Origin of the sequence: Kitasatospora viridis (assembly GCF_007829815.1) — a bacterium.
GTDB lineage: Bacteria > Actinomycetota > Actinomycetes > Streptomycetales > Streptomycetaceae > Kitasatospora > Kitasatospora viridis.
Genome location: NZ_VIWT01000001.1, coordinates 2,848,957 through 2,874,612 on the forward strand (window position 1 = coordinate 2,848,957; position 25,656 = coordinate 2,874,612).

Sequence of the window (25,656 nt, forward strand, 5' to 3'; positions counted from 1 at the left end):
AAGTCACCCTTAACTGCCGAAATCGCTCTGAACTTCCGCAAGATGGTCCAGACCAGGCCATTGGCCCGAGGGAAAACCCCAGCTCGGCGCCGTGCCGGCGACGGAGCCGGTCGGCGGACCGCACCCCGCACGACGCCCTCCCCCACCGGCACACGTGTCGGAATCCGCCATTCCTGTTCGTCCGTTTGTACGAGTTTCGGCCACCTCGGGGTGCGGGATGCTCCCGCACAACGCTCCTGGAGGTGAGCACGGTGGCGGTGCGCACGGCTGACGCTGGAACGGCTGCTGGTGGACCGAGTGCTGGTGGAACGGCCGGCCGGCCGAGGGCCGGGGCGGCTCCCGGGGCGGTCACGCCCCACCCGCGACCGGTGGTCAAGCGGACGGCGCGGGCGATCCTGCTGGACTTCCCGACCGACGACCCGGTCCACGGCCCCGCCTCACTGGTCGTCATCAAGCGCACCAGGCCCGGCTGCAACCCGTACTGGATCACGCCCGGCGGCGGCGTCGAGCCCGAGGACCGCAGCGTCACCGACGCCCTGCACCGCGAGGTGGACGAGGAGCTCGGCGGCAAGGTGGTGGACGTGGTGCCCGCCTTCGTGGACACCGTCGCCCACTCGCACCACGAGGACGGCACCCTCGCCCACCCGCACGGGGTCAAGGTGCAGCACTTCTTCGTCTGCCGGCTGGCCGGCATGGACCCGGCCCGGCGGCACGGGCCCGAGGTGGACGAGCCGCGCGGCGAGTACGAGATCGTCCGGCTGCCGTTCACCCGGGAGGGCGTCACCGCGGTCAACCTGGTCCCACCCTCCCTCCGTGCCTACCTGGCCGCCAACATCGAGGGCGTCCGGGCCCTGCTCGCCACCGACCTCTGACCCGTCGTCAGGCTCACTGCTCCGGCAGGTCGTGGCGGATGTGCTCGGGCCGCACCCCGGCCCGGGCCAGCGCGGCGGCCGAGCGGCGCACCATCGCGGCGGGCCCGGCCAGGTAGGCCCGGTGCCCGTCCCACGGGCCGAGCTGGGCCACCAGGTCGCCGAGCAGCCCGCGCTGACCGCGCTGCTCGGAGACCACCGGACGCACCGTCAGCCAGGGGTGGCGGCGCTCCAGCTCGCGCAGCGCGTCCAGCTGGTAGAGGTCGTCGTCGTGCCGCACCCCGTAGAGCACCTGGAGGGTGCGGGCGCCGGCGCCGTGCGCGGCCACCTCCTCGACCAGGGCGGTCACCGGGCCGATCCCGGTGCCGCCGCCCACGCAGAGCAGCGGGGCCGGGTCGGCGTGGTCCAGCACCATCCGGCCGGCCGGCGGGCCGAGCCGCAGCACGTCGCCCGGACGGGCCCGGCGCAGCAGCGCGTTGCTCACCCAGCCGGTCGGCAGCGCCCGGACGTGGAAGCTCAGCAGCCCGTCGCCGCGCGGCGCCGCGGCGAACGAGTAGTGCCGCCAGACCCGGGGCCACCAGGGCGTCTCCAGCGTGGTGTGCTGGCCGGCCCGGAACGGGTACGGCTGGTCGGGGCGGACGGTGAGCACCGCGACGTCCCGGCCGACCGCCCGGTGCGCGACCACCTCGGCCTGCCACCAGGGCGGCGAGGTGCGGGCGTCCCGCTCGGCGGCCTCGATCATGATGGTGGAGATCAGGTGGTAGGCCCGGCGCCAGGCCAGCTCGGTCTCGGCGTCCCAGCGGGCCCCGGCGTACTTGGCCAGCGCCGCGATCAGGCACTCGCCGACCGGACCGTAGTGCCCGGTCAGGGTGCCGTACTTGCGGTGGCCGCAGCCGAGTTGGCCGAGGTAGGCGGTGAGCGCGGCCGGGTCGCCGGCGCCCCGGGCGGTCTGCAGCAGGGCCCGGAAGAGCCGGTCGCGCTGCACGTCCATGGCGGCCGGGAAGAGCGAGCGGACCTCCGGGTGGTGCAGGAAGATCAGCGCGTAGAAGTGCGCGGTGGCCCGGTCGGCGACCGGCTCGACCAGGGTCAGGGTGGAGCGGATCAGCTCCAGGTCGCGCGGGGTGGGCGGCTCCTGGGCGGCCCCGCCGGCCGGCTCGGCGCCGAGCGGCGCGGGGGGCGGCACGGGGTGCGCGGCGGCGTCCCACGCCTGGCTCCAATGGTCGCCCTGCCCGGCCCAGTTGAGGCCCGGCGCCCAGGAGAACAGCGGCTCTATGGCGGGCCGCTCGGGGTGCGCGGGCTGGGGGTGCGCGGGCTGCTCGGGCGCGGGCACCAGGGGCGGCTCGGTCGGCATCGGCGGGACCACCAGCGCGACGGGGGCGGGGGGCTCCGGCGCGACGAGCGGCTCGGGCTCGGGCTCGGGAAGCGCAACCGGCTCCGGTTCCGGCTCGGGCTCCGTCCGCGGCATGCCCGGTACGGAGGTGGCCGCCGCCGAGCCCTGACCGGACCTGACCAGCAGCGCGGAGAGCGGCTTCACCGCTAACTGACGCGTACTCAAGAGAATCGTTTCGCCTCCGGTCGTCCCAGCAACGCCTCGGGTAGCGTGGCACGGGCGAACAGCTGATCCGACAAATCGTGCAAACGCCGGACGGACAGCCGCCGGGGACGCTAGGGTCCCTCCCTTCAAACCTTGCGTGCTCCACAGTGGCGAGAGGCAGCCCTGCCGGATTCCCCCACGCGAGCGGAGACCCCATGGACCCCCACCCCCCTCACCACCGCCGACGGACGGCACTCACCACGGCAGCGGCGGCGACGCTGGCCGCCACCAGCCTGATCGGGCTGGCCGGCCCGGCATCGGCCGCCCCCACCTGCGGCGGAGGCGTCCCGTTCACCCTCGGCTCCCACCGGTTCTGCGGCTACGGACTGCCCGGCCGCCACACCTTCACCGTGCCGGCCGGCGTCACCTTCGTCACCTTCGTCGTCGAGGGCGCCCACGGCGGCAACGGCGCGGGCGTCGGCGGCGGGAGCGGCAACTTCGGCGGCTACGGCGCCAAGGTGACCACCGGGATCGCCGTGACCCCCGGTCAGGTCCTGGAGATCACCGTCGGCGGCACCGGCCGGCTCTCGACCTACGCCGACTTCGAGAACGGCGGCGCCGGGTTCAACGGCGGTGGCAAGGGCCACCACGCCAGCATCGTGGTGCACATCGACACCCCCGAGGCCGAGAACATCGCGGCGCGCGACGCCGGTGCCAGCGGCGGTGGCGGCGGCGCCTCCGACGTGCGCACCGGCGCCTACGCGCCCGACGACCGGATCATCGTCGCCGGTGGCGGCGGTGGTGGCGGCGGCAACGGAGGTGCCTTCAGCTCGCCCTTCCGCCACCTCGGCGGCGGCAACGGCGGCACCGGCGGCAACGGCACGGGCGGCGACGCGAGCAACGGCGACGGCGCCCCCGGGGACGGCGGCGGCGGCCCCGGCCTCGCCGGCCTGGGAGCCGTTCCCGACAGCCCCGGCGCCGGTGGCGGCGGTGGTATCGGCGGCAACGCGTACGCGCCGGGCGTCCCGCTCAGCGGCCGCCCGGGCCACGCCGGCACCGGCGGCTCGCTCGCCCTCGGCGGCAACGGCGGCCCCAGTGGCACCGGCGGCCAGTCTCCTTGCGGCGCCTGCGAGCCCGGCGGTCCCGGCGGCTCCGGCGGCGGCGGGGGCGGCGGCTACTACGGCGGTGGCGGTGGCGGAGGTGGGGGCGGCGGCAAGGGCAACGACGACCTCTTCACCGCGGGGGCCGGTGGCGGCGGCGGTGCCGGCGGCGGCGGGGGCAGCAGCTACAGCGCCACCTCCGCCACGTACGAGCTCAGCCAGCGGACCGAGAACGGTCAGGTGGTCGTCCAGTACCAGTGACCGCGGCGGGGTGCGCGGACGCCACCGGTGCCACCGGTGGCGTCAGCCCCGGAAGGTCCGCCGGTACGCCCCCGGCGACACCCCGATCGCCTCGCGCATGTGCTGGCGCAGCGAGACGTCCGTCCCGAAGCCGACCCGCTCGGCGATCCGACCGACCGTCAGATCGCTGCTCTCCAGCAGGTGGCGGGCCAGGTCGAGGCGCTGCTGGGTGAGCCACTGCCCGGGGCTGAGGCCGAGCTCGGCGCGGAAGCGGCGGGTGAAGGTGCGCCGGCTCATCCCGGCGTGCTGGGCCAGGTCGGCGAGCTGGAGCGGCTCCCGCAGCCGTTCCAGCGCCCAGGCCCGGGTGGCGGCGGTGCCGCTGTCCGGGCTCGTCGGGATCGGGCGCTCCACGTACTGGGCCTGGCCGCCCTCGCGCTGCGGCTGCACCACGCAGCGCCGGGCCACGTGGTTGGCCACCGCGCTGCCGTGGTCCTTGCGGATCAGGTGGAGCAGCAGGTCGATGCCGGCCGCGGCGCCCGCCGAGGTGAGCACCCGGCCGGCGTCGACGAAGAGCACGTCGGGCGCCAGGTCGACCTGCGGGTAGCAGCGCTTGAAGTGGGGCGAGTGGTGCCAGTGCGTGGCCGCCCGCCGGCCGTCCAGCAGACCGGCCGCCGCCAGCACGAAGGTCGCCAGGCAGATGCCCACGACCCGGGTGTCGGGCCGCAGTTCGGCGAGCGCCCGGGCCAGCCGGGGCGGCAGCGCGGCGCGCTCGGTGATCCCGGCGAACTGGCCCGAGGCCGGGATCACCAGGGTGTCGGCCTCGGCGAGCAGCGCCGCGTCGTGCTCCACGGTGATCGCGTAGTCGGCCGAGGTGCGCACCAGACGGCCGTCGAGCGAACAGGTGCGCACCGAGTAGAGCCGGGCGCCGTCGCCGTCGGTCGCGGTGCCGAAGAGCCGGGAGGCCAGGCTGAGTTCGAACGGGATCACCCCGTCCAGGGCCAGGACGACGACACGATGCATGGCCCGATTCTTGCACATCATGACCTCCGGGCCACTGACTTCCCAGCTCACGGAATCGGATGCTGGATCCCATGACGACGACCGACTCGACGACGACCGACTCAGCGACGACCGACTCAGCAACGATGACCGCGATCAGCCAGGACGCCTACGGCGGCCCGGAGGTGCTGCACCAGGTGCGGACCACCCGCCCGCAGCCCGGCCCCTCGGAGGTGCTGATCCGGGTCCGCGCCGCCGGGATGAACCCGACGGACTGGAAGCACCGCCAGCGCCCCGGCATGATCGACCGGCTGCCGCTGGTGCTCGGCTGGGACGTCTCCGGCACGGTCGAGGCGGTCGGCCTCGGCGTCACCATCCACCGGGTGGGCGACGAGGTGTTCGGCATGCTCCCCTACCCGCACGGCGTGGGCTCCTTCGCCGAGTACGCGGTCGCCCCGGCCCGCGCGGTGGTCGGCAAGCCGGCCACCATCGACCACGTACAGGCGGGCGCCCTCCCGCTCGCCGCCCTGACGGCCTGGCAGGCCCTGGTCGACACGGCCGACCTCCAGCCCGGCGAGCGCATCCTGGTGCACGCGGCGGCCGGCGGCGTGGGCCACCTGGCCGTGCAGATCGCCAAGTCCCGTGGCGCAGAAGTGGTCGGCACGGCCAGCGCCCCCAAGCACGACCTGCTGCGCGACCTCGGCGTGGACGAGGCGGTGGACTACCGCACCACCGACTTCACCACCATCGCCCCGGTCGACGTCGTGCTCGACACCATCGGCGGCGACACCGCCGAGCGCTCGCTCCAGGTGCTCAAGCCCGGCGGCCGCCTGGTCTCGATCGCCCTCACCTCCCTCCCGGCCGACCTGCCCGACCGCGCCGCCGCACTGGGCGTCGAGCTCCACCCGATCCTGGTCGAGGCCGACCAGGCGGGCATGCTGGCGATCCGCGAGCTGGTCGAGTCGGGGAAGCTGCGCCCGATTGTCGAGGCGACCTTCCCACTGGCCGAGGCCGCGAAGGGGCACGCCCTGGGCGACACGGGGCGGGTGGCGGGGAAGGTGGTGCTGACGGTCGAGTGAGCAGGGCTTGACCTCAAGTCGGCTTCAGCTATGAGACTTGATGGCATGTCAACCGAGAGCACAATCGAGCGCGAACCCGGCCTCCCCCTGGACGAGATCGCCGGCCGCCTCGCCTCCGGCGCGACGGTGGTCGGCATCGGGGAGTCCACCCGCTTCGCCCGGGAGACCTTCGAGCTGCGGGACCAGCTGTTCCGCCGGCTGGTCCGGGACCACGGCTTCCGCACCCTCGCCGTCCAGGACGGCGCGGGCACCGGCGAGGCCCTCGACGCGTACGCGGCCGGCGGCCCGGGCTCGGCCGCGTCAGCGCTGGCCGACGCCTGGAAGCCTTGGCGCACCGCCGAGATGGCGGCCGCGCTGGAGTGGATCCGGGCGTTCAACCAGGACCACCGGGACGACCCGGTCCGCATCCTCGGCGTGAAGCCGGTCCAGGCGACGCCCGCCGACTACGACGCCGTGCTGGCACACGTGCGCGCGTCGGCACCGGACCGGCTCGCGGAGTTGGCGGCCCACCTGGACCCCATCCGCACCGCCCACCAGACCGAGGAGCACGTGCAGCGGGCGCGCGGGGTCCACCCCGGCCGCCCGTTCGCCGACCACGCCCGCGACGCCCTCGCACTGGTCGAATCCATTCCCGAGGCGGCCGCCCGAATGCGCCTGATCGTGCGGTTCCACGAGCACAGCGTCGCCGGCCGGGGCGACTACGCGGGCGAGGCCGCGCTGTGGGCCGACGCCATCACCGAGTCGCACGGCCGCACCGTCTACTGGGACGGCATCGCCCACACCTCGGCAGCCGAAACGGTGCTGGGCCTGGCCCCGGAGCGCGGTTCCCGCCCCACGGTCGGCAGCCTGCTGCGCGAGCACTACGGCGAGCGTTACGTCTCGGCGGCCATCGGCTTCCACCACGGCAACCTCGGTGCCGCCGTGGTCCCGGCCCCCGCCCCAGACCTGGTCGACGCAAAGATCGGCGCCGCCGACCTCCCGGCCCGCTGGCTGGACCTGCGCCAGGAGGACGTGCGCCGCCAATGGGACGGCCCGGCGAAGGCCCGCGTGATCAGCGGCGTCTACACCCCTGAGCGCGACGCCGCCGAGTACGTGTCGGTCGCCTCCCTGGCCGAAGCCTTCGACGTCTTCGTCCACATCGGTGAGGTCTCCCCGGTGCACTGGCTGCCGTGAGCCGGCCAACGGTTCTTCATGTACTCAAGTCCGGTGACGTCCTGGCCCCATGAATGTCCCGGCCCGAACGGTGCCCGTGATCACGGAGACGTGCGATGTCGTCGAACCCGCCCAGCTTCGCTGACCTGCTCGGACAGGCAGTACGCCGTCTGACGAGGGAGGCTGTCCGTGCTCTTGGACGGTGAGTCATGGCGGGAGGTGTTCGACTCGTTCGAGCGTGACGCCTGGCGCTTCGAGGCCCAACCCACCTACACCATGCCGAAGGAGGCTGAGAGCCTCGCCGGATTCCTCCGAGGTGGCGCCAGACCGGACGGCCACAACACTCGCTGGCACCAACGGGTGAAGTCGTACGTGGCGGCAGGGAAGCAAATCGGACGTGTCAGGGTCGTTCGTCGACCACTGACGGACTATCAGCGCTACCAGTTCGCCTGGGGAATCCCGGGCAACATCGAGGCTGCCGAGGACATTCGTGTTCTCGACGTCACCAACGAGGACTACGGGCTACCGCTGACCGGTCAGGACTGGTGGATGTTCGATGACTCGCGCATCGTGCACCTCAACTTCCGACCGGACGGAACGCAGGTCAACCGAGAACTGGCCGAGGGCCCGAGCATCTCCGACTACCAGCACTGGCGTGACATCTGCCTCGCCCATGCTGTCCCCTTCGACCAGTACCTGAGCCGAGGATCTCGCTGACGGCTCGGATCAGGCCGCGCAAGGCGACCTGGTCCGAGCCGTGCTGGTAGCCGCCCTACGTCAGTCGAGATCCGGACACCGAATGTCGCGGATCGTCCAGCCACACGACCTGGCGGCCCTCCGGGTGCACGGTCAGGCCGAAGCGGGTCAGTTCGGGCTTGCCCCGCTCCTCCCACCACAGGCGGGCCGACTCGACTTCGTCCCAAAGCCGCCGAGGGCCGAGCTGGTGCACTGCGTCCGCCTCCTCCCACCGGACGTACCTGATGGATGCCCAGGAACCGGCGCCGTCCGAGAGCTGCATCCGGGCGGTCCCTGCGGGGTCCTCCGGCTCCCACGTGTGGGCGTACCGAACTCCGCTGATCCGCAGGCCGATTCCGAACGCGGCGTGCACGTTCTCGATCGCGAGGTCAGGATCCAGCCGTGCCGGCCCCCGGTGTTCCGGCCCGGCCTCCGGGCGGGTGACCGCGTGCGGGCGCTGCGCCCGCATCCACATGAAGCTGGCGTTCTCCACGAACCGTCCGTGCGCCGCTTCACCCGGCTCGCCGACCACCAACCGCAACAGCCCGGCGTTGGCGTACGTGGTGCCCCAAGGAGTCACGATCACTCCACCAGGCCGGGTCTGCGCCACCCACTCGGCCGGAACCCGCTGGACGGCAGCCGTGGAATGGATGGCGTCATACGGGGCCGACGCCTCCCATCCGGCCAGGCCGTCGGCCACCACCACCGTGGGAGAGAGCCCCTGCGCCCTCAACGCGGCCTCGGCCTGCGCCGCCAGCTCCGGATCCACCTCCACCGTGGTCACCCGGTCCCCACCGAGCCGAGCGGCCAGCAGGCCGGCCGTCCAGCCCGTACCGGTACCGATGTCCAGCACCCGGTCTCCTCCGGACAAGCCGAGCCGACCGAGCATCATCGCCACCAGGGACGGCAGAGAAGCGGAGGAGGTCGCCACCCCGGGCCCCTCCTCGAAGCCGTCGTCGAGCTGGGTGACCACCACCGCGTCGGAGTCGGCCAGGCCCTCCCACCGCTCCGGGTCAACGGCCCGGTCCAGCCGGACGAACCCGTTGGGGCTGCTCTTCGCCTGGATCCACACCCTGTCCGGGATGAAGGCAGAGCGCGGGGCGCGCTCGAACGCGCCCCGCCACTCCTCGCCCAGTGCACCCGACGTGCTCAGCTCATCGAGCAACCGTGCGTAGGTGTCCATGAGTTGATGGCCCGCTCACTTCTTGTTCGGGGCCGGGTCGGTCTCGGGCCCGGGAATGGGCCTGGTCCACTGGCCGTCCTGCTCCTGCGGGGACGGGTTCTGGTCGCCCTGCTGTCCACCCTGACCGTCGCCGTGCTTGCCCATCCGGGTCTCCTCACATTGGGGGGATGACTCCCCACGGTGATTGCCGAGCCCACAGAGGTTCGCCTCGACAAGGGCTCCTCAATGAGCGTAGGGAGTAACCGCTCGACTACTCAAAGCACTTGCGAGTTCTTGCGCTTCTCAGGCGAGAGCAGCGATGGCAGCGGCTATCAGCCGGCGAGCGGCGTTGCCGTGCACAGCCATCGTGGACAACTCGGTGAACGCCTTCGCGTAGTCGGCCAGCTCGCGGGGCTGGGTGATGCTGATGCCGGCGGTGAGCGTCTCGACGGTGCAACTGACGTTGTCGTGCAGGTAGAAGGCCTCCAGTGGCCAGACGGCACGCTCCGCTCCGAACGGAATGATGCCGAGCGACACCGAAGGCAGCGGCATCACCGCAAGCAAGTGGCGAAGCTGACCGGTCATCACCTCGGCATCGCCGATCCGGTGTCGGAGGACGGCTTCCTCCATCAGCACGACGAACCGGTGGTTGCCCTCGTGGAGGAAGCGGCCCCGGGCGACACGGGCGGCGACGGCCTCGGTCACGTCGTCGTCGTAGTCCTTGAACCGGCGGATCGAGCGGAGCAAAGCGGTGGCGTAGGGGGCGGTTTGGAAGAAGCCGGGCATGACGTTGGAGACGTAGACGCGGGCCAGCACGGTCTTCTCGTACTCGCCGATCGCCTGCTCCTGGGTGCGGCGCAGGCCGCGCTGGTGCTTCCGTCTCCATTCCATGTACATGGACTCGACGGCTCGGACCGTGGCGATCAGGTCAGGGACGTGGTCATCAGCGCCACAGGCGTGGCACCACGCGCGGATGTCGCCCTCGGAGGGGACCTTCCTGGCGTTGAGGATGCGGGAGGTCTTGGATTCGTGCCACCCGCATCGAGCAGCCAACTCTTGCCCGGTGAGTCCGGCGTCCAGCATCAACTCGCGCAGGCGTGCGGCCACGGCATGCCGTGCGGCTTGGGCACTGGAGGACGGGGAGTTGGGCATCGGCCAGCTGCGAGGTCAGGGTCAGACGGTGAAGTCGGCGTGATCGACGGCGCGGTCCCAGACGGCTTCGAACGCGTCGGCGCAGAGCTTCACCACGGCGGGGTCATCGACATGGGTGAGGCGGGGATCGGCCCACGCGCCGTCGCCCGTGAAGTGGTTGAACAGGACGCGCTCGTCGTCGAAGAGCCAGTAGTCGTTTCCCGGCAGTGCGAGATCGGAGGCGAGGCGGCGGGGCAGCCACCGGACCTGCTCACCAAGAGCGACGTTGGCCTGGGTCAGAGCGTGCTCGTACCGGATGTAGTCGGTGACCGGTTGCGAGACGATCCGAGCTCGGCGGAGCGCGACACCGCGTCCGGCCGCCTCCGCCACCATGTCACCCCACCGGGTCCAGTGCGCCGAGGCGATGTCGGTGTTGGCGTAGCCACTGCGCAGGTACTCGGCGAACCCGCCGCTGTCCTGGCCGTGGTAGGTGTCGCGCATCTCCAGGTGCACCGCACTGTGCCGGGCGGTGGCCAACAACTCAGCGAACGTCGGGACGCTCTGCGTCATCGCACGCCTTTCGCAGGATCGGGATCATTCGGAAGGGGATCCGGACGACGGCTTCGTGGTCAGGGATACCGACAGCGTGGCCCGGGGACCAGCTCTGAGAGGCGACGGTCGACTCCAACTCCCCATCGGCCTTCAGACCCTGGACCACGATCTCCTCCACCTCCCGACGAAGCCACACGGTGGGAGAGCCCTCGTGCTCGGTTTCGGGGTCGATCCCGACGAACTCCAGATCCATGGTCCCCTCCTTGTTCAAGCGAACTGCCGCTTCCTGTGACACCGTTCCCACAGGTTACGGAGCGTCAAACACCCACTCCCCTTGGTTGCCGAGAAGCCCCAGCTTCGGGCACCAAACGGAGGCGGCGGCCCCTTGCTCGGGCACGTTGCGAGCGAGGGGCCGCCGCCATCGGTCAGCTGGCAGGGTCGGCGAAGTGGTCGAACTCGCCGTCCTTGACGCCCTGGAGGAACTTGGCGAACTTGATCGGGGTAGTGCGGACGATGACCTCGCCATCGTCGGACTCGCGGAGCTCCACCATGCCGTCGTCTGTGGTGCGGACCTCGACGCAGTCGTTGCTACTGCCGGTGTAGCTGGACCTCTGCCACGACGAGCTAGCCATGTTTGCGTTCAACCTCTTTCATGGTCGACTTAATGAAGCCCCGTGAGTCATCTTCTGAGAGGGCAACAGATTCAATACGCTTCAGAGTCACACGGTAGCGTGCGAGCCGCGCGGGTTGATCAAGGATGTGCACACCGTACGAGGCATCGACCTGGACCGTATCCAGCTCCGGCACAACGCCTACCAGGTGGATGAGATCTTCGCTCGGGACCGGAAAGGCGACCGCCTCGAAGGGAACGATCCTGATCGAGATACCGGGGTCCTCCGAACTCTCGATGAGGGAGGCGAGCTGCTCGATGAGCACCTCACGGCCGCCGTAATGGCCGTGCAGCGCGGCTTCGTACACCAGCGCCAGGTACGGCGTCCCGACGGCGCGAATCTCCCTTTGCCTGCGCAGACGAAAGGAGACCCTGAGGTCGATCTCCTGGCCCCGGAGAGGGACGAGGCCTTCCGCGAACAAGGCCCTGGCGTACGAACGAGTCTGGAGCGGCCCTGGGATATAGGCCATGTTGAACGCGACGATCTCCTTCGCATGGCCTTCGAGTTCCGCTACTTCGAGGAAGTCAATCGGGAGTTCGCCCCGATACTCCTCCCACCAGCCGCCTTTACCCCCATCCGCGATGATGTCGGCGAGTGCTTCGAGCAGCGGCTCATTGGTGCACAGGCACATCCCAGCGATGGTGTACAGGCGTTCCACGCTCACCGTGGTCTTGCCGCTCTCCAACTGCGTGATGTGCGCAGGGGTGACGCCGAGCAGGCGCGCGAGCTGACTGCCTCCAATGCCGGCCTGCTCCCGCATTCTCCGCAGCTCAACCCCCACGCGTCGCTGACGGAGCGTTGGGTTGGTGCGACTTGCCATGGCGTCCTCTCCATCTCGTCGGATCAGTGTGCCGCGCGAGCCGCCTCGCGGGCCAGCCATCACTCTGGCGGGGGAACCTTCCGCCAACGCGGGTAAATTTAACCGAGCCTGCGCTATGGTCGTTCATGTACCGATCCGACGGATCGTCAGTAACGCCTGTCAACAGGGCAGTAGGCGCCTGCTGCCCTCGCACCGCAGAAGCAGCCACACGCGACCCCAACCAGTCCCGTCCTGGCCTGGCTCACGGCGACGCATCCGCCGATCACCACCTCACCACCCTTCACCCCCTCCAGGGAGCACCCATGCCCACCTCCTGCCCCACCATGCCCACGCGCCCCCAACCCCCCGACTGGTCCGCCGCCCGCCACGAGCTGCGCGACCTCCTCACCGCCGCCGGCTGGCACTCCGACCTCATCGCCGACGCCGAACTCGCCCTCCACGAGCTCTTCGTCAACGCCTGGAAGCACGGCGGCAGCCCCGCGCCCACCGTCGTCGTCGTGCTCCTCGCCAGCCACGCCTACCGCACCCTGCGCGTCTCCGTCGCCGACGACAGCCCCGCCCTCCCCGACCACCGCACCACCACCCCCACCGACCCCTACGAGCCCTCCGGACGCGGACTCCACCTCGTCCGCTCCCTCACCCACCGCTTCGGCGCCGACCCCCACAAGCGCGGAGGCAAACGGGTCTGGTTCGAACTGGACGCCGTCGCATGAGCCCCCGCGAGCCCATCACCCCCAGCGACCCCACCACCCGCGACTACACCGACACCCAACTCACCGACCTCATCACCCAACTCCACCAGCGCGGCCAGGCCTTGGGCCTGCTCTGGGGATCCGCCCGCACCAACGGCACCGTCAACGGCCACACCCTGATCAACTTCGGCAACGCCCCGGTCTCCACGCTCCTCAACCTCCTCACCCTCATCGAGGAGGCGAGCCCGTGGGAGTCCTGATCCCCCTGACCGGCCGACAGGTGCACACCGAACGCACCACCGTCGCCCACCTCGACGTCGAAACCGTCCCCGACGCCGCCCTCCAACTCCGCGCCGCCGTCGACCTCGACATCAACCTCGCCCCCGGCGACCACCTCACCCTCGCCCTGACCCACCGCCAGGCCGAGGACCTCCTCCACGACCTCGCCAACCACCTCGGCCACCGCCTCATCGGCATCCACCGCTGAACCGATCGCCCCTCATCGCCAGCACCGAGGACACCCACATGACCACCACCCTTGCCGGCACCTTCCTCCTTGTCCGACAGCATGAGCAGGCCCGCTTCACCGAACCCGGCCGGCTGGTTGCCACAGACCTGCCCACCAGCCGCTCAGGTGCCCTGCCCGACATCACCTGAGGCCGCGCCACCGGGCCAGCTTTGACCTGGGCTTACCCAACATCGCGACCCGGCCCCTGGCCCGAAGCGCCTGCAAGGCGCTGATCACCTGATGCTGCGCCAGGCCCGTCAGTTGCTCGATCTCAGCGCGAGAGACATCGGCCTCGCCGATGGCCTCCAGCACCATCCGCTGGGTTTCGGAGATCGGTAGGTCGTCGATTGCTTCCGATTCCTCGGATGCACTCATCTCGCTGACGAGATCCAGCTCGGCCACGACTGGAGAATCCGCTGTCAGCGATTTCAGCCGATACGTTGCACCGCCACGGGTTCCGAGCTGGACAAGAATATTGCGATCGACCAGCTCCTTGAGCTCCCGACTGGCAGTTCGACTGTCCTGAATCCCGGTCACAGATCGATAAGAGCTGTTCGACATCACCGCACCACTTCGCATCATGACCAGGGCAGCCATCTGCGATCGGGTCAGTGGATTACCGTCCAACGCCTGAAGCCAGGACAAGGAGTCCTCATCCAAGAGCGTATGGTTCGGAAACTCCGCCGTGAACGAGGCGATGTCGTCAACGAACCGCGGCTGCTCCATCCACGCCGTCGCCAACGCGATGCGCATTCGGGCAACTCCGCTTCCGCGGTTCTCGCAAACCATGTGCCCGTCACCGTAGGGAGTGTCTTCGAGGATCTTCAGCAAGGCCTTGTTCCTTGATGACGAGATCGTGCTGGTCCCGAGCGAACTGATCTCGACCGGACCGTAGAGACCACCAGGATTCGTGATCACCAGGCGATCCGGATACATCTCGACCTGAACCTGCATGCCACGTGAGTGCTCCGAGTAGTCGCGGTGGACCAGGGCGTTGACCAGCGCCTCTCTCAGCACCTCTTCCGGGTACTCCCACTCGTCCACTCGGTAGATTCCGGTGACGATGCTCCGCCGCTTCATGTTTCGCTTCAAGACCCGAATACATTCGCTGACCATCAGCGGAATCGGACCATCGATCGATCGGTTCTCAGAAAATCGTTCCCCAGCCGGTCCTAGAATCCCGGCCTCTACCGCAGGATAGGAAACAAAAGTGACATCCAACTGAGGCTCGAAGGTCTGTGGATAGTCCGCGAAAACCAGCAGTCCCGCCAGAGTGGGAACCACTCGCCCTTCATGGCGCGTGAGCACATTGAGCATCATCAGAGCACGCTCGTCGTCAACCCTCCTGAAGATCTCTCCCTTGACGTCACGAATCCGACGAAGAAATCCGGAAACAAGGTTTTCATTCAGGTCATCGGGCAATGCGCCGGCCACCGGCGATGTATCGTGCCGAGGCTCATTGCGATTCGACAGCAGAACCGAGACCTCGTAGTCGGTGAACTTGCGGTCTCCATCGGCCACGCGAATCCTGGACCCGGCATAAGGACCCAGATTCCTTTTGTGGCACGGCCGCTGCTCCCGCGGCACCGCCGGAATATAGCTCGTGACCACCGCAACACCATCGATCCGGACCGTGACGATCTCGGTCCGCACCGGCGGCTCAAGCTCAGAACAAATTGCGCCGAGCTGAGCTTCCATGGCCGATGGCTCATTTACCCCGACAATCCGGAAGTCGCTCTTCTCGTCCACGCCAAGGACAATCCAGCCACCCTGTGCATTGGCCAGAGCACTGATGCTCTCCCACAGGGTGTGCGGCAGCCCACCCTGCGCCTTCTTCACCTCACAGGTGCTGTGGTCACCACCCAGCTGACGAAGCTCATCCAGCAAGGCATGGAGTTCGGCGACATCCATCTGAAGCTCCCCAGTGGCACCCGTCTACAGCATCAGAGTGTATCTGTAGTCGTCTGTAGTCGTCTGTAGCTGGACATGCCAGTCCGTTACCAACAGTGACCCTCTGCAGCAACGGCGAAACGTCAGCCAGGTGGTCGTGCTCACGCTGGCGCTCTATGGCCTGTGCGACGTACCGGCTGAACCCACCCGACCCCACCGCGGCACGGATCTCCTCCGCCAGCTCCTCGGGCAGCGTCACGCTGTACTTCCTCGTTGCCACACCGGTCATCATGCGCCCTGACCACCGGTCATGATGACCGGTGTGGCACACCTCCCCGCCGACGTACGCGCGTCGCTCCGCCTCTTCGCCTTCTACCTGGCGAACGGCACCCTCGACCTCGACCTGCTCGACGGGTTCGACTACCGCTCCACCGTCTTCCATTCCGGCTCGTCGCTGGAGCAGGTCTTCGCGATCTACACCAACGTGCTCGAAGTGGACCCCGACGGCAACGTGCTGAACGAGGGCGACGCGCAGTACCGGGCCGCCCAGTGGATCCGCCGCTGCTGCGACCCGACCTACCGGATCGAACCGCCCTTCCAGGCCTGGGAGACGGAACTCCACGGTCCGTGAGAGCACCCGGTACCGTCGCGCCATGACCGCGAACCTCGACGAGACCGACTGGGCCATCATCGAACAGCTCCAGCAGGAGGCCCGGATCTCGCTCAGCGAGTTGGGGCGGCGCGTCAATCTCAGCCCGTCGGCGACCACGGAGCGGGTGCGGAACCTGGAGTCGCTGGGCGTCATCACGGGGTACCACGCCTCCGTGGACCTGGCCAAGGTCGGCTACCCGGTGCTCGCCGTCGTCCGGCTCAAGTACCCGGGCAGCCGCCACCAGCCGCTGCACCAGCTGCTCGCCGAGCGGCGCGAGATCCTGGAGTGCCTGCGCACGACCGGCGACGACTGCTACACGCTCAAGGTGGCCGCGACCTCCATGGCGCACCTGGAGACCCTGGTCGACGAACTGGCCGGCTTCGGCAGCACCACCACCAGCGTGGTCTACCGGCCGACCCTGCCCTACCGCGGCCCCGGTCGGCCCTGAGCCGACCGGGACACGCAACTCACGTGCCTCACACCTGCCGCAGCAGCATCCCCGGCCGCTCCAGGCAGTCCGCGACGAACCGCAGGAAGCCGCCCGACGTGCCGCCGTCGCAGACCCGGTGGTCGAAGGTGAACGACAGCTGCGTCACCTGACGCACCGCCAGCTGCCCCTCGTGCACCCACGGCTTCGCGACGATCCGGCCGACCCCGAGCATCGCCGCCTCGGGGTGGTTCAGGATCGGCGTCGACCCGTCGACCCCGAACACGCCGTAGTTGTTCAGCGTGAACGTGCCGCCCGTCAGCTCCGCCGGGGTGAGCTTCCCGGCGCGCGCGGCCTCGGTCAACCGGGCCAGCTCCGCGCCCAGTTGCTCGGTGCTCAGCAGGTGCGCGTCGCGCACCACCGGGACCACCAGGCCGCGGTCGCTCTGCGCCGCGAACCCGAGGTGCACCGCCTGGTGGCGGCGGATCGCGACCGGGGCGCCGCTCGCGTCCAGGTCGACGCTGGCGTTCAGCTCCGGGAAGCGGGCCAGCGCGGCGACGCTGATCCGGGCCAGCAGCGCCAGCAGGCTCACCTTGGGCAGGCGGGCGTCCTGGTTCATCTGGGCGCGCACGGCCAGCAGTTCGGTCGCGTCGGCGTCGACCCAGCAGGTGGCGGCCGGGATCTCGTGGTGACTGCGGGTCAGCTTCTCGGCCACCGTGCGGCGCAGGCCGCGCAGCGGAATCGAACCATCGGCAGAACCATCGGCGACGGCCGGCGCCGCCGTCCGGCCCGAGATCGGCGCCGCCGTGCGGGCCGAGATCGCCCGGTCCACATCGGCCCGCACGATCAGCCCGTCCGGCCCGCTACCCGCCAGCCCGGTCAGCTCGACGCCGTTGTCCCGGGCCAGCCGCCGCACCAGCGGCGAGATGACGGCGACCACGGCGGGCGTCACCACGGCCACCGGGTGCACCTCGGCCACCGGGACGGGCACGCCGACCCGGCGCCGCCGGGCGCCCTTGCCGCCCTCGGCCACCCCGTAGCCGACCAGCGGCCGCTCCGGCGCGGCGTCCGGCACCGTGGTGCCAGGCTCCGGCGCCACGGCGACGGTGACCAGCGGCTGGCCCACCAGCCGCTCCTCGCCGACCTCGCCGAACCGCGCGGTGACCACCCCGCCGTACGGGCAGGGCACCTCCACCATCGCCTTGGCGGTCTCCACCTCGACCACCGGCTGGTCCACGGCGATCACCTCGCCGACCTCGACCAGCCAGCGCACCACCTCGGCCCCGGTGAGCCCCTCGCCCAGGTCGGGCAGGGTGAACTCGCGCACGATCGGCATCACGCTCACGCCTCCCACTGGAGCTTGGCGACCGCGTCCAGGATGCGGTCCACCCCGGGCAGGTGGTGGTGCTCCAGCATCGGCGGCGGGAACGGGATGTCGAAGCCGGTCACCCGCAGCACGGGGGCGGCCAGGTGGTGGAAGCACCGCTCCGTGACGCGAGCGGCGATCTCCGCGCCGACCCCGCCGAAGCCGGTGGCCTCGTGCACCACCACGGCGCGGCCGACCGAGCGGACCACCTGGGCCACCGTGGCGTCGTCGAACGGCACCAGGGTGCGCAGGTCCAGCACCGCCAGGTCCCAGCCCTCGGCGGCGGCCGCCTCGGCCGCCTCCAGGCAGACCGGCAGCGAGGGGCCGTAGGTGATCAGCACCGCCGAGCGGCCCTGGCGGCGCAGCACCGCGCGGCCGATCGGCTCGCTGCCGGCGGCCTGGTCCAGCTCGGCCTTGGACCAGTAGAGCCGCTTGGGCTCCAGGAAGACGACCGGATCGTCGGAGGCGATCGAGGAGCGCAGCAGCCCGTAGGCGTCCTGCACGGTGGCCGGGGTGACCACGTGCAGGCCGGGGGTGCTCGCGTAGTAGGCCTCGGAGGAGTCGCTGTGGTGCTCGACGCCGCCGATCCCGCCGCCGTACGGGATCCGCACGGTGATCGGCAGCGGCAGCTTGCCGGCGGTGCGGTTGCGCATCTTGGCCAGGTGCGAGACCAGTTGCTCCATCGCCGGGTAGGCGAAGGCGTCGAACTGCATCTCCACCACCGGGCGCAGGCCGTACATCGCCATGCCGATCGCGGTGCCCAGGATGCCGGCCTCGGCCAGCGGGGTGTCCAGGCAGCGGTCGGCGCCGAACTCGGCGGCCAGCCCGTCGGTGATCCGGAAGACGCCGCCGAGCTTGCCGACGTCCTCGCCGAGCAGGTGGACCGAGCGGTCCTCGCGCATCGCGTCGCGCAGCGCCGAGTTGAGGGCCTGCGCCATGCTCGCGGTGCGGGTGGGGGTCATCGTACTCACCGCTCGTCCTCCGCTGCCAGCTCGGCGGCCAACTGCGCCTGCTGTTCGAGTAGTTGACTGGTCGGCTCGGCGTAGACGTGCTGGAACAGCGAGAACGGGTCGAGCTGCGGCTCGGCGTGGAACTCGGTGCGCATCCGGGCGGCCAGCGCCTCGGCCTCCTCGGTGGCGCGGGCCACCGCGGCGTCGTCCAGCAGCCCCGCGGCGCGCAGCTGACGCTCCATCAGCAGCAGCGGGTCGTGCTCCTGCCAGGCCGTCACCTCGGCGTCCTGCCGGTAGCGGGTGGCGTCGTCGGCGTTGGTGTGCGCCTCCAGCCGGTAGGTGAGCGCCTCCACCAGGGTCGGGCCGCCGCCGGCCCGGGCCCGGTCCACCGCCTCGGCGAGCACCTCGTGCACGGCGACCACGTCGTTGCCGTCCACCAGCCGCCCGCGCATGCCGTAGCCGACCGCCTTGTGGGCCAGGGTCGGCGCGGCGGACTGCTGGGTCAGCGGCACCGAGATCGCGTAGCCGTTGTTCTGCACCAGGAAGACCACCGGGGCGTTCAGCACGGCGGCGAAGTTCAGCGCCTCGTGGAAGTCGCCCTCGCTGGTGCCGCCGTCGCCGAGCAGCGCCAGCGCCACGGTCGGGTCGCCGGCCAGCCGGGCGGCGTGCGCCAGGCCCACGGCGTGCGGGGCCTGGGTGGCCAACGGGGTGCAGAGCGGGGCGGTGCGGGTGGCCTTGGGGTCGTAGCCGGTGTGCGCGTTGCCGCGCAGCAGGGTGAGCGCCTCCAGCGGGTCCACTCCGCGGCCGACCACCGCGAGGGTGTCGCGGTAGCTCGGGAAGAGCCAGTCGTCCTCGGCCAGCACGGTGGCGGCGGCCACCTGGCAGGCCTCCTGGCCGGTGGAGGACGGGTAGACGGCGAGCCGGCCCTGCTTGGTCAGCGTGGTCGCCTGCTGGTTGTAGCGGCGGCCGGCGACCAGGCGGCGGTACAGGTCGAGCAGCAGCGCCGGGTCGTACTTGGCGAGGTCGGCGGCACCGAGCACGCGCACCGGCGCGGCGTCGGGCAGCAGAGGTGCGGGATCGGTCCGCGGTGCCGTGGCACCGGGCAGCCAGCCGGGTACCGGATCGGTCGGCCGGTGATCGAGAACGGTCATCGGGCACCTCCAAGGGGTGGGGAGGGCAGCGGGAACGCAGCGGGGGATTGCCTCCCAACCGATTGTTCGGTTGTCTTTTCATTGTGGCCACAGCGCAACACAGGTGCTGGACAATCGGCCGCCACGGCAGTCTGCTGAACGCAGCACGTCCATTCTCGGAGGCTTGGGGGACATGGTGGCTGAACAAATGGTCGGACCGGGTGGCAACGGCGCGAGCAGACCCGGGCTGCCCGGGCAGCTGACGGCGGGGGACCGGCTGGCGACGGACCGCGGGCTGGACCGGGTCGACCGCTCGATCCTGCGCCTGCTCCAGCAGGACGGGCGGGCCTCGATCCGCTCGGTCGCCGAGCGGGTGCACGTCTCCCGGGCGAACGCCTACGCGCGGATCGCCCGGATGATGGAGGACGGGGTGATCCGCGGCTTCACCGCCCGGGTCGACCACGAACGGGCCGGGCAGAGCGCCTGCGCCTACGTGACCCTGAAGATCGTCCAGAACTCCTGGCGGACGGTGCGCGAGCAGCTGCTCGACCTGCCGGGGGTGGCGCACATCGCGCTGGTCGGCGGCGAGTTCGACGTGCTGATGCTGGTGCACACCGCCGACAACCGGGCGCTGCGCGAGCTGGTGCTCGGCAGCGTCCAGTCGATCCCCGAGGTGCTCTCCACCCAGACCCTGCTGGTCTTCGAGGAGACCGACCGGGTCCCGCCGTTCTAGGACGTCAGACCGCCCGCAGGCCGTCGAAGGCCAGCCGGACCACCGCGTCCGGGATCTCGTCGGTCTGCCCGTGGTCCGGGCGGTACCACTCGACGATCGAGTTGATCATGCCGAAGAGCAGCCGGGTGGCCAGCCTGGGCTCCACGTCGGCCCGCAGCTCACCGGCCGCCACCGCCTCGCGCAGCAGTTCCGCGACCCGGTGGTCGAAGTCCCGCCGGCGCTCCAGCGCCCACTGCTCGGTCCCGGTGTTCCCGCGCACCCGCAGCAGCAGGGTCACGTACGGAAGTTCGGCGAGCAGCACCTCGGCGGTGCGGCGCACCACGTGCTCCAGCCGGTCCACCGGGCGGCCGCTGCTCGCCTCCGGCTCCTCCAGGATGCCGAACAGGCCGTCCAGCGCGCGGCCGACCGCGAGCCGGAGCAACTCCTCCTTGCCGCGCACGTGGTGGTAGATCGAGGACTTGGAGATGCCGGCCGCCCGGGACAGGTCCTCCATCGAGGTCCCGTCGTACCCACGCGCGTTGAAGACCTGCACGGTCACCGCCAGCAGCGAGTCGACGGTGTACGTGGTGCGGGTGGGAATCTCGGCCATGCTCCGAGTATCCACGCCCCGGGGACAGCCGGACGGCGCGGGGGCTGTTGTCCCGACCGATCGTTCGGTTACGCTGAGGAGCGTCAGCCTCTTCCCGCCCTCCGAGGAGCGCCGCATGGCCCCCGTCGACGACCTGATCGCCCGTCACCAGGAGACCCTCACCCGGGCGCTGACGGCGCTCGCCGAACGCGACTACTGGACTCCGTACCCGGAGATCGCCAAGGCCTACGGCGAGAGCGCCCCCGCGGACGGCAAGGCCGCCTTCGACGCGCTGCTCGGCACCGTCTTCACGCTGCCCGGCCACCCCGGGACCGGTGAGACCACCGGCACCGAGGCCTCCCCCTACGGCATCGAGCTGGGCATCGCCTACCCGGTCGCCGAGACCGACGCGCTGCTCACCGCGGCCGCCGCGGCCAAGGCCGACTGGGCCGCCGCCAGCCCGGCCGCCCGCGCCGCCGTCTGCCTGGAGATCCTGGCCCGGATCAACGCCCGCTCGCACGAGATGGCCCAGGCCGTCATGCACACCACCGGCCAGGCCTACGCGATGGCCTTCCAGGCCGGCGGGCCGCACGCCCAGGACCGCGGCCTGGAGGCCGTCGCCTACGCCTACGCCGAGCAGGCCAAGCTGCCCGCCCGGGCGACCTGGACCAAGCCGCAGGGCAAGCGCGACCCGCTCGTCCTGACCAAGGACTTCGTCACCGTGCCGCGCGGCACCGCGGTGGTGATCGGCTGCAACACCTTCCCGACCTGGAACGGCTACCCGGGCCTGTTCGCCTCGCTGGCCACCGGCAACCCCGTCGTGGTCAAGCCGCACCCGCGCGCCGTGCTGCCGCTGGCGCTCACCGTGCGGATCGCCCGCGAGGTGCTGGCCGAGGCCGGCTTCGACCCCAACGTGGTCACGCTGGCCGCCGAGCGGGACGGCCAGGGCGTCGCCAAGACCCTGGCGCTCCACCCGGACGTGCGGATCATCGACTACACCGGCTCCACCGAGTTCGGCGACTGGCTGGAGAAGAACGCCGAGCAGGCCCTGGTCTACACCGAGAAGGCCGGCGTCAACACCGTGGTCATCGACTCCACCGGTGACTACAAGGGCATGCTCAACAACCTGGCCTTCGCGCTCTCGCTCTACACCGGCCAGATGTGCACCACCCCGCAGAACCTGCTGATCCCGCGGGCCGGCATCGAGACCGACCAGGGCCCGAAGAGCTACGACGAGGTGGTGGCCGACCTGGCCCGCGCCATCGAGGGCCTGCTCGGCGACGACGCCCGGGCCACCGCGATCCTCGGCGCCGTGGTCAACCCGGCGGTGCTGCAGCGCAGCGCGGCGGCGGCCGGCGGCGAGTACGGCGACCTGGCACTGGCCCCCCGGGTGATCGAGCACCCCGACTTCCCGGGCGCCACCGTGCGCACCCCGGCGCTGGTCAAGGTCGAGGCGCACAAGCCGGACGACCGCTCGCACTTCCTCACCGAGTGCTTCGGCCCGATCTACTTCGCGGTGGCCACCGAGTCCACCACCGACGCGATCGACCTGCTCCGGCAGACCGTCACCGAGCACGGCGCGATGACCGCCACCGGCTACACCACCTCGCCCGCCGTGGAGCACGCGCTGGTCGAGGCCTGCCTGGACACCGGCGTCTGCCTCTCGCTCAACCTGACCGGCGGGGTCTACCCCAACCAGACCGCCGCCTTCTCCGACCTGCACGGCACCGGCGCCAACCGGGCCGCCAACTCCGCCTACACCGACGCGGCCTTCGTGGCCAACCGGTTCCGCACCGTCGAGGTCCGCCGCCCCGCCTGATCATCCCCCACGAACCGGCGCCCCGGGACGGCTGACCACCAACCGCCGCCCGGGGCGCTGCACGTCTGACGGTCCGTCATGAGATAAAAAAAGATCAGCAACCAACCCGTCAAACAGAGGAATTCTGATGAGCGAGCTGGACCGTCTGATCGACCGCGCCGCCCTGGTCGACGCGGTGACCGCCATCTTCGACACGGTCGACGCCAAGGACTGGGACGCCGCGGAGCGGCTCTTCACCCCGAAGCTGCACGCCGACTTCACCAGCCTGGCCGGCGGCGAGCCCGCCGAGATCACCAACGTCCAGCTGGTGGGCGGCTGGCGGGTCGGCCTGCACGCCCGCAAGGAGAGCTTCCACCTGGCCGCCCACCACCGGGTCACCGTCGACGGCGACACCGCCCACGTGCACGTCAAGGGCTACGCCTACAACGCGCTGGACGCCGAACTCGGCGGCGCCGTCTGGGAGGTGTGGGGCACCTACGAGATCCCCTTCACCCGCACCGCCGACGGCTGGCTGGCCACCGGGCTCACCTTCAACGCCACCCGCACCCGGGGCGACGCGGCGGTCCGCACCCACACCCTCGACTGATCCCGGCCAGCGCGGCCGCCCGCGCACCGGTCCGCCGTCAACTTACCCGCAGCGCCCGGGCGGTGGCCTCGGCGAAGGCCTGCGGGTTGTCCAGCATGATGTTGTGGCCGCAGTCCGGCACCGGCACCACGGCGACGCCGGCCGCCAGCAGCTCCGGCTCCCCGGGCAGCGGGCCGTCGGCGGCCGGGCGCAGGTAGTGGCGGGGGACCGGGAGGTCGAGCAGCAGCTCGCGCATGGTCGGGGTGGTGCCGCGGGCCAGGTGCACGGCGGTGCGGTGCAGCGCCGCGCGGCCGGCCAGCCGCATGGTGGACCACCAGTGCGGGCCGACCCGGTCGCGGACCGTGCGCCAGCCGCCGGCCAGGAACTCCTCCTCGGTGTGGGCGGCGATGCCGCTGGAGCCGGGGCGGGGCGGGTCGAGCGGGACCGGGTCCAGGTTGGCGTCCACCAGCACCAGCCGGGCCACCAGCTCCGGGTGCCGGGCGGCGAGCACGATGGCCACCGCCCCGCCCATGCTGTGCCCCACCAGGTCGACCGGGCCGACGTCCGCCGCCCGCAGCGCCGTGGCCACCGCGTCCGCGTGGTCCTCCAGCGTGTAGCCGAAGTCGGTCGGGCGGTCGCTGATGCCGAAGCCGAGCAGGTCCAGCAGCAGCGAGCGCGGCCCGGCGAGCAGCGGGTGGACCGCCGCCGCGGTGAAGTACGGGCCGGCGCTCGCGCCGAGTCCGTGCAGGTAGACCCGGGCGGGCCGCCCCGCGTCCCCCGGGATGTCGATCCAGCGGATCCGGTCTCCCCCGGGCGTCACCTGGGCGTCGCGCATGTCGTCCCCTCCTCGATGCGGTCATGCGTCTCGATGCGGTCATACATCGCGAGGACTATACATCGATATCGAGGTATAGCGAGGGTGAGGCATACTGCTCTCCATGTTGGAGTTGGCGATCCTCGGATACCTGTACGACCAGCCGCTGCACGGCTACGAGCTGCGCCGCCGGGTCGCGCAGCTCACCGGGCACGTCCGCCCGATCTCCGACGGCACGCTCTACCCGGCGATCAAGCGCCTGGAACAGGCCGGCTGGCTGGGCCGGCAGACCGAGCCCGGCACCCGCGCGGCCCCCCGCCACGTGCTCACCCTCACCGAGCCGGGCCGCGCCGAACTGCGCCGCCGGCTGCGCGAGGCCGAGGGCACGGCGCTCACCGACGAGAACCACTGGTTCACCGTGCTCGCCTTCCTGCGCCACCTCACCGCCCCCGCCGAGCAGGCCGCCGTGCTGCGCCGCCGGCTGGCCTTCCTCAGCGAGCCCAGCAGCTTCTTCCACCAGGGCGAGCGCCCGCTCGGCGCCGAGGAGTTGGACGACCCGTTCCGCCGCGGCGTGCTGCTCATCGCCCGGGCCACCAGCGAGACCGAACTCGCCTGGCTGGCCGACACCCTGGAGTCACTCGACGCGCGGTGACCGCCCGGTGGCGAAGACCGGCCAGCCGATCTCGGTCCGCCAGCGCGAGCGGTCCGCCGTCTCCCGCCGCCCCACCAGGTAGTGCTCGCGCACCGGCCCGGCCACCGCCAGCGCGTGCCGGGCGACGTGGGCGGCCAGCATGCCGTAGGCCCGGTCGTTCTCCTCCGGCGGCCCGGCGTGCGTGATCACCGCCAACTCGACGGCGGGCAGCACCGTTTCGACCACCCGCCCGGCCGGCCGCAGACCCGCCGGACACGGCAGGTACACCGTGGCCTCCCCGCGGTGGTGGGTGAAGACCTCGTCGGCGTAGACCCCGCCGGGCGGACCGTCCGCGGCGGCGCCCTGCGCCTCCAGCACCGCGTACAACTCGCCCAGCGCGCCCTGCAGCCAGAGCCCGGCCCCACTCGCGTCCACCACCTCGCGGATCGCCAGCGCCCTGGTCGCCGGCACGCCGCGCACCTCCACCTCCCCCTGCGGCGGGCCGTCCAGCAGGTCCCGCAGCGCCGTGACGGCCAGTCGGGTGCGGTCCAACTCGCCCTCCAGCCGGGCCAGGTGATTGGCGAGCAGGTCGGCCCTGGCGTTCGGCCCGGGCGCAGTCAGCACTCCCCGCACCTGCTCCAGCGGCATCCCCAGGTCGCGCAGCCGCCGGATCACCTGGGCCGCCGGGATCTGCTCGGCGGTGTAGCGCCGGTAGCCGGTGCGCGGGTCGATGTCGGCCGGCTCCAGCAGTCCGGCCTGGTGGTAGTGGCGCAGCGTCTTGACGGTCAGCAGGGTGGCCCGGGCGAAGTCACCGATCGGCAGCAGCATGCCGCTCATTCTGCGGTCTCCCCCGGGGGGAGAGTGCGG

Annotated in this window: 31 protein-coding genes and 1 pseudogene; 15 read left to right on the forward strand and 17 right to left on the reverse strand. The window is 71.2% G+C overall.

Annotated elements, in window-relative coordinates; all coding sequences use genetic code 11:
* Positions 1–368: 368 nt before the first annotated feature.
* The gene (locus FHX73_RS12660; protein WP_145905108.1) at positions 369–872 is read left to right on the forward strand and encodes an NUDIX domain-containing protein; all 504 of its coding nucleotides are present in this window, start codon (positions 369–371) and stop codon (positions 870–872) included.
* Positions 873–885: 13 nt separating this feature from the next.
* Here FHX73_RS12660 and FHX73_RS12665 read toward each other — a convergent pair whose 3' ends face one another.
* On the reverse strand, positions 886–2,424 hold the full coding sequence (locus FHX73_RS12665; RefSeq protein WP_246213490.1) for a globin domain-containing protein: 1,539 nt from the start codon (positions 2,422–2,424) through the stop codon (positions 886–888).
* A 194-nt stretch (positions 2,425–2,618) separates the two neighbouring features.
* On the opposite strand from FHX73_RS12665, the gene FHX73_RS45575 reads away from it, so the two are divergent.
* Positions 2,619–3,764: a hypothetical protein gene (locus tag FHX73_RS45575; RefSeq protein WP_211786346.1), complete on the forward strand. Its 1,146-nt coding sequence runs from the start codon at positions 2,619–2,621 to the stop codon at positions 3,762–3,764.
* A gap of 42 nt (positions 3,765–3,806) precedes the next feature.
* On the opposite strand, the gene FHX73_RS12675 is transcribed toward FHX73_RS45575, so the two are convergent.
* Positions 3,807–4,763: a GlxA family transcriptional regulator gene (locus FHX73_RS12675; RefSeq protein WP_145905109.1), complete on the reverse strand. Its 957-nt coding sequence runs from the start codon at positions 4,761–4,763 to the stop codon at positions 3,807–3,809.
* Positions 4,764–4,888: 125 nt separating this feature from the next.
* Between FHX73_RS12675 and FHX73_RS12680 the strand changes: the two genes are divergently transcribed.
* The 3 genes from FHX73_RS12680 (at position 4,889) to FHX73_RS12690 (ending at position 7,690) form a co-directional block, all read left to right on the forward strand.
* Positions 4,889–5,821: an NADP-dependent oxidoreductase gene (locus FHX73_RS12680; protein ID WP_145908238.1), complete on the forward strand. Its 933-nt coding sequence runs from the start codon at positions 4,889–4,891 to the stop codon at positions 5,819–5,821.
* A gap of 45 nt (positions 5,822–5,866) precedes the next feature.
* Complete coding sequence (locus FHX73_RS12685; protein WP_246213491.1) at positions 5,867–6,994, forward strand: erythromycin esterase family protein; 1,128 nt, start codon at positions 5,867–5,869, stop codon at positions 6,992–6,994.
* Positions 6,995–7,162: 168 nt separating this feature from the next.
* Entirely contained in the window at positions 7,163–7,690 is a 528-nt protein-coding gene (locus tag FHX73_RS12690; protein WP_145905111.1) for a DUF6879 family protein, read from the forward strand.
* A gap of 55 nt (positions 7,691–7,745) precedes the next feature.
* Here the strand turns inward: FHX73_RS12690 and FHX73_RS12695 are convergent, their stop codons facing one another.
* From FHX73_RS12695 to FHX73_RS12720, 7 genes are all read right to left on the reverse strand, one after another.
* Complete coding sequence (locus FHX73_RS12695) at positions 7,746–8,891, reverse strand: methyltransferase domain-containing protein (RefSeq protein WP_145905112.1); 1,146 nt, start codon at positions 8,889–8,891, stop codon at positions 7,746–7,748.
* 15 nt (positions 8,892–8,906) lie between these two features.
* Positions 8,907–9,035 (reverse strand): hypothetical protein, encoded by a 129-nt coding sequence (locus tag FHX73_RS47155; RefSeq protein ID WP_281292675.1) that lies wholly within the window; start codon positions 9,033–9,035, stop codon positions 8,907–8,909.
* A 138-nt stretch (positions 9,036–9,173) separates the two neighbouring features.
* Entirely contained in the window at positions 9,174–10,022 is an 849-nt protein-coding gene (locus FHX73_RS12700; protein ID WP_145905113.1) for a helix-turn-helix domain-containing protein, read from the reverse strand.
* 21 nt (positions 10,023–10,043) lie between these two features.
* The gene (locus tag FHX73_RS12705; protein ID WP_145905114.1) at positions 10,044–10,571 is read right to left on the reverse strand and encodes a DUF6879 family protein; all 528 of its coding nucleotides are present in this window, start codon (positions 10,569–10,571) and stop codon (positions 10,044–10,046) included.
* Complete coding sequence (locus tag FHX73_RS12710) at positions 10,543–10,806, reverse strand: hypothetical protein (RefSeq protein ID WP_145905115.1); 264 nt, start codon at positions 10,804–10,806, stop codon at positions 10,543–10,545. Before FHX73_RS12710 ends, FHX73_RS12705 begins: the two co-directional genes overlap by 29 nt.
* Before the next feature lie 172 nt (positions 10,807–10,978).
* Entirely contained in the window at positions 10,979–11,185 is a 207-nt protein-coding gene (locus FHX73_RS12715) for a DUF397 domain-containing protein (RefSeq protein ID WP_145905116.1), read from the reverse strand.
* Entirely contained in the window at positions 11,178–12,104 is a 927-nt protein-coding gene (locus FHX73_RS12720) for a Scr1 family TA system antitoxin-like transcriptional regulator (RefSeq protein WP_145905117.1), read from the reverse strand. Before FHX73_RS12720 ends, FHX73_RS12715 begins: the two co-directional genes overlap by 8 nt.
* Positions 12,105–12,346: 242 nt before the next feature.
* Between FHX73_RS12720 and FHX73_RS12725 the strand changes: the two genes are divergently transcribed.
* From FHX73_RS12725 to FHX73_RS47160, 4 genes are read left to right on the forward strand one after another with little or no spacing between them, the layout of a single operon-like run.
* Positions 12,347–12,757, forward strand: a complete 411-nt coding sequence (locus tag FHX73_RS12725) for an ATP-binding protein (RefSeq protein WP_170304901.1) — start codon at positions 12,347–12,349, stop codon at positions 12,755–12,757.
* The gene (locus FHX73_RS12730) at positions 12,754–12,996 is read left to right on the forward strand and encodes a hypothetical protein (protein WP_145905119.1); all 243 of its coding nucleotides are present in this window, start codon (positions 12,754–12,756) and stop codon (positions 12,994–12,996) included. The genes FHX73_RS12725 and FHX73_RS12730 overlap by 4 nt, the downstream gene beginning before the upstream one ends.
* The gene (locus tag FHX73_RS44615) at positions 12,984–13,223 is read left to right on the forward strand and encodes a hypothetical protein (protein ID WP_170304902.1); all 240 of its coding nucleotides are present in this window, start codon (positions 12,984–12,986) and stop codon (positions 13,221–13,223) included. Before FHX73_RS12730 ends, FHX73_RS44615 begins: the two co-directional genes overlap by 13 nt.
* 38 nt (positions 13,224–13,261) lie before the next feature.
* The gene (locus tag FHX73_RS47160; RefSeq protein WP_281292677.1) at positions 13,262–13,393 is read left to right on the forward strand and encodes a hypothetical protein; all 132 of its coding nucleotides are present in this window, start codon (positions 13,262–13,264) and stop codon (positions 13,391–13,393) included.
* Here the strand turns inward: FHX73_RS47160 and FHX73_RS12740 are convergent.
* Positions 13,386–15,155, reverse strand: a complete 1,770-nt coding sequence (locus tag FHX73_RS12740) for an ATP-binding protein (protein WP_145905120.1) — start codon at positions 15,153–15,155, stop codon at positions 13,386–13,388. The two genes, FHX73_RS47160 and FHX73_RS12740, sit on opposite strands and share 8 nt — an antisense overlap.
* Positions 15,156–15,258: 103 nt before the next feature.
* Positions 15,259–15,426, reverse strand: a pseudogene (locus FHX73_RS47775) (ribbon-helix-helix domain-containing protein); the annotation flags it as partial.
* A gap of 30 nt (positions 15,427–15,456) precedes the next feature.
* Between FHX73_RS47775 and FHX73_RS12750 the strand changes: the two are divergent.
* A complete protein-coding gene (locus FHX73_RS12750) occupies positions 15,457–15,765 on the forward strand; it encodes a DUF7677 family protein (protein WP_246213492.1) in 309 nt (102 codons plus the stop codon).
* Between the two features lie 22 nt (positions 15,766–15,787).
* Entirely contained in the window at positions 15,788–16,234 is a 447-nt protein-coding gene (locus tag FHX73_RS12755; RefSeq protein WP_145905123.1) for an Lrp/AsnC family transcriptional regulator, read from the forward strand.
* A gap of 28 nt (positions 16,235–16,262) precedes the next feature.
* Here FHX73_RS12755 and FHX73_RS12760 read toward each other — a convergent pair whose 3' ends face one another.
* Genes FHX73_RS12760 through pdhA form a run of 3 tightly spaced genes read right to left on the reverse strand, consistent with a single transcriptional unit; the run spans position 16,263 to position 19,680 of the window.
* Positions 16,263–17,549 (reverse strand): dihydrolipoamide acetyltransferase family protein, encoded by a 1,287-nt coding sequence (locus FHX73_RS12760; protein ID WP_145908240.1) that lies wholly within the window; start codon positions 17,547–17,549, stop codon positions 16,263–16,265.
* Between the two features lie 5 nt (positions 17,550–17,554).
* Positions 17,555–18,541, reverse strand: a complete 987-nt coding sequence (locus tag FHX73_RS12765) for an alpha-ketoacid dehydrogenase subunit beta (RefSeq protein WP_145908239.1) — start codon at positions 18,539–18,541, stop codon at positions 17,555–17,557.
* A 5-nt stretch (positions 18,542–18,546) separates the two neighbouring features.
* Positions 18,547–19,680, reverse strand: coding sequence for a pyruvate dehydrogenase (acetyl-transferring) E1 component subunit alpha (pdhA, locus tag FHX73_RS12770; protein WP_145905124.1), 1,134 nt, complete (start codon positions 19,678–19,680; stop codon positions 18,547–18,549).
* A gap of 172 nt (positions 19,681–19,852) precedes the next feature.
* Between pdhA and FHX73_RS12775 the strand changes: the two genes are divergently transcribed.
* The gene (locus tag FHX73_RS12775) at positions 19,853–20,392 is read left to right on the forward strand and encodes an Lrp/AsnC family transcriptional regulator (protein WP_145905125.1); all 540 of its coding nucleotides are present in this window, start codon (positions 19,853–19,855) and stop codon (positions 20,390–20,392) included.
* Between the two features lie 4 nt (positions 20,393–20,396).
* Here the strand turns inward: FHX73_RS12775 and FHX73_RS12780 are convergent, their stop codons facing one another.
* The gene (locus tag FHX73_RS12780; RefSeq protein WP_145905126.1) at positions 20,397–20,981 is read right to left on the reverse strand and encodes a TetR/AcrR family transcriptional regulator; all 585 of its coding nucleotides are present in this window, start codon (positions 20,979–20,981) and stop codon (positions 20,397–20,399) included.
* Positions 20,982–21,096: 115 nt separating this feature from the next.
* On the opposite strand from FHX73_RS12780, the gene paaN reads away from it, so the two are divergent.
* Both paaN and FHX73_RS12790 read left to right on the forward strand, forming a co-directional pair.
* Entirely contained in the window at positions 21,097–22,779 is a 1,683-nt protein-coding gene (paaN, locus tag FHX73_RS12785) for a phenylacetic acid degradation protein PaaN (protein WP_145905127.1), read from the forward strand.
* A gap of 127 nt (positions 22,780–22,906) precedes the next feature.
* A complete protein-coding gene (locus FHX73_RS12790) occupies positions 22,907–23,365 on the forward strand; it encodes a nuclear transport factor 2 family protein (protein ID WP_145905128.1) in 459 nt (152 codons plus the stop codon).
* A gap of 37 nt (positions 23,366–23,402) precedes the next feature.
* Here the strand turns inward: FHX73_RS12790 and FHX73_RS12795 are convergent, their stop codons facing one another.
* Positions 23,403–24,179, reverse strand: a complete 777-nt coding sequence (locus FHX73_RS12795) for an alpha/beta fold hydrolase (RefSeq protein ID WP_145905129.1) — start codon at positions 24,177–24,179, stop codon at positions 23,403–23,405.
* A 103-nt stretch (positions 24,180–24,282) separates the two neighbouring features.
* Here FHX73_RS12795 and FHX73_RS12800 point away from each other — a divergent pair, with 103 nt between their 5' ends.
* Positions 24,283–24,810 (forward strand): PadR family transcriptional regulator, encoded by a 528-nt coding sequence (locus FHX73_RS12800; protein WP_145905130.1) that lies wholly within the window; start codon positions 24,283–24,285, stop codon positions 24,808–24,810.
* Here FHX73_RS12800 and FHX73_RS12805 read toward each other — a convergent pair.
* On the reverse strand, positions 24,793–25,626 hold the full coding sequence (locus tag FHX73_RS12805) for a MerR family transcriptional regulator (RefSeq protein ID WP_145905131.1): 834 nt from the start codon (positions 25,624–25,626) through the stop codon (positions 24,793–24,795). The genes FHX73_RS12800 and FHX73_RS12805 overlap by 18 nt on opposite strands.
* Between the last annotated feature and the right edge of the window lie 30 nt (positions 25,627–25,656).

Coding starts and splice junctions, on each gene's coding strand:
- FHX73_RS45575 (WP_211786346.1), top strand. CDS start 2,619: ATGGACCCCCACCCCCCTCACCACCGCCGACGGACGGCACTCACCACG.
- FHX73_RS12675 (WP_145905109.1), bottom strand. CDS start 4,763: ATGCATCGTGTCGTCGTCCTGGCCCTGGACGGGGTGATCCCGTTCGAA.
- FHX73_RS12680 (WP_145908238.1), top strand. CDS start 4,889: ATGACCGCGATCAGCCAGGACGCCTACGGCGGCCCGGAGGTGCTGCAC.
- FHX73_RS12685 (WP_246213491.1), top strand. CDS start 5,867: ATGTCAACCGAGAGCACAATCGAGCGCGAACCCGGCCTCCCCCTGGAC.
- FHX73_RS12695 (WP_145905112.1), bottom strand. CDS start 8,891: ATGGACACCTACGCACGGTTGCTCGATGAGCTGAGCACGTCGGGTGCA.
- FHX73_RS47155 (WP_281292675.1), bottom strand. CDS start 9,035: ATGGGCAAGCACGGCGACGGTCAGGGTGGACAGCAGGGCGACCAGAAC.
- FHX73_RS12700 (WP_145905113.1), bottom strand. CDS start 10,022: ATGCCCAACTCCCCGTCCTCCAGTGCCCAAGCCGCACGGCATGCCGTG.
- FHX73_RS12705 (WP_145905114.1), bottom strand. CDS start 10,571: ATGACGCAGAGCGTCCCGACGTTCGCTGAGTTGTTGGCCACCGCCCGG.
- FHX73_RS12710 (WP_145905115.1), bottom strand. CDS start 10,806: ATGGATCTGGAGTTCGTCGGGATCGACCCCGAAACCGAGCACGAGGGC.
- FHX73_RS12715 (WP_145905116.1), bottom strand. CDS start 11,185: ATGGCTAGCTCGTCGTGGCAGAGGTCCAGCTACACCGGCAGTAGCAAC.
- FHX73_RS12720 (WP_145905117.1), bottom strand. CDS start 12,104: ATGGCTGGCCCGCGAGGCGGCTCGCGCGGCACACTGATCCGACGAGAT.
- FHX73_RS12725 (WP_170304901.1), top strand. CDS start 12,347: ATGCCCACCTCCTGCCCCACCATGCCCACGCGCCCCCAACCCCCCGAC.
- FHX73_RS12730 (WP_145905119.1), top strand. CDS start 12,754: ATGAGCCCCCGCGAGCCCATCACCCCCAGCGACCCCACCACCCGCGAC.
- FHX73_RS47160 (WP_281292677.1), top strand. CDS start 13,262: ATGACCACCACCCTTGCCGGCACCTTCCTCCTTGTCCGACAGCATGAG.
- FHX73_RS12740 (WP_145905120.1), bottom strand. CDS start 15,155: ATGGATGTCGCCGAACTCCATGCCTTGCTGGATGAGCTTCGTCAGCTG.
- FHX73_RS12755 (WP_145905123.1), top strand. CDS start 15,788: ATGACCGCGAACCTCGACGAGACCGACTGGGCCATCATCGAACAGCTC.
- FHX73_RS12760 (WP_145908240.1), bottom strand. CDS start 17,549: ATGCCGATCGTGCGCGAGTTCACCCTGCCCGACCTGGGCGAGGGGCTC.
- FHX73_RS12765 (WP_145908239.1), bottom strand. CDS start 18,541: ATGACCCCCACCCGCACCGCGAGCATGGCGCAGGCCCTCAACTCGGCG.
- pdhA (WP_145905124.1), bottom strand. CDS start 19,680: ATGACCGTTCTCGATCACCGGCCGACCGATCCGGTACCCGGCTGGCTG.
- FHX73_RS12775 (WP_145905125.1), top strand. CDS start 19,853: ATGGTGGCTGAACAAATGGTCGGACCGGGTGGCAACGGCGCGAGCAGA.
- FHX73_RS12780 (WP_145905126.1), bottom strand. CDS start 20,981: ATGGCCGAGATTCCCACCCGCACCACGTACACCGTCGACTCGCTGCTG.
- paaN (WP_145905127.1), top strand. CDS start 21,097: ATGGCCCCCGTCGACGACCTGATCGCCCGTCACCAGGAGACCCTCACC.
- FHX73_RS12790 (WP_145905128.1), top strand. CDS start 22,907: ATGAGCGAGCTGGACCGTCTGATCGACCGCGCCGCCCTGGTCGACGCG.
- FHX73_RS12795 (WP_145905129.1), bottom strand. CDS start 24,179: ATGCGCGACGCCCAGGTGACGCCCGGGGGAGACCGGATCCGCTGGATC.
- FHX73_RS12800 (WP_145905130.1), top strand. CDS start 24,283: ATGTTGGAGTTGGCGATCCTCGGATACCTGTACGACCAGCCGCTGCAC.
- FHX73_RS12805 (WP_145905131.1), bottom strand. CDS start 25,626: ATGAGCGGCATGCTGCTGCCGATCGGTGACTTCGCCCGGGCCACCCTG.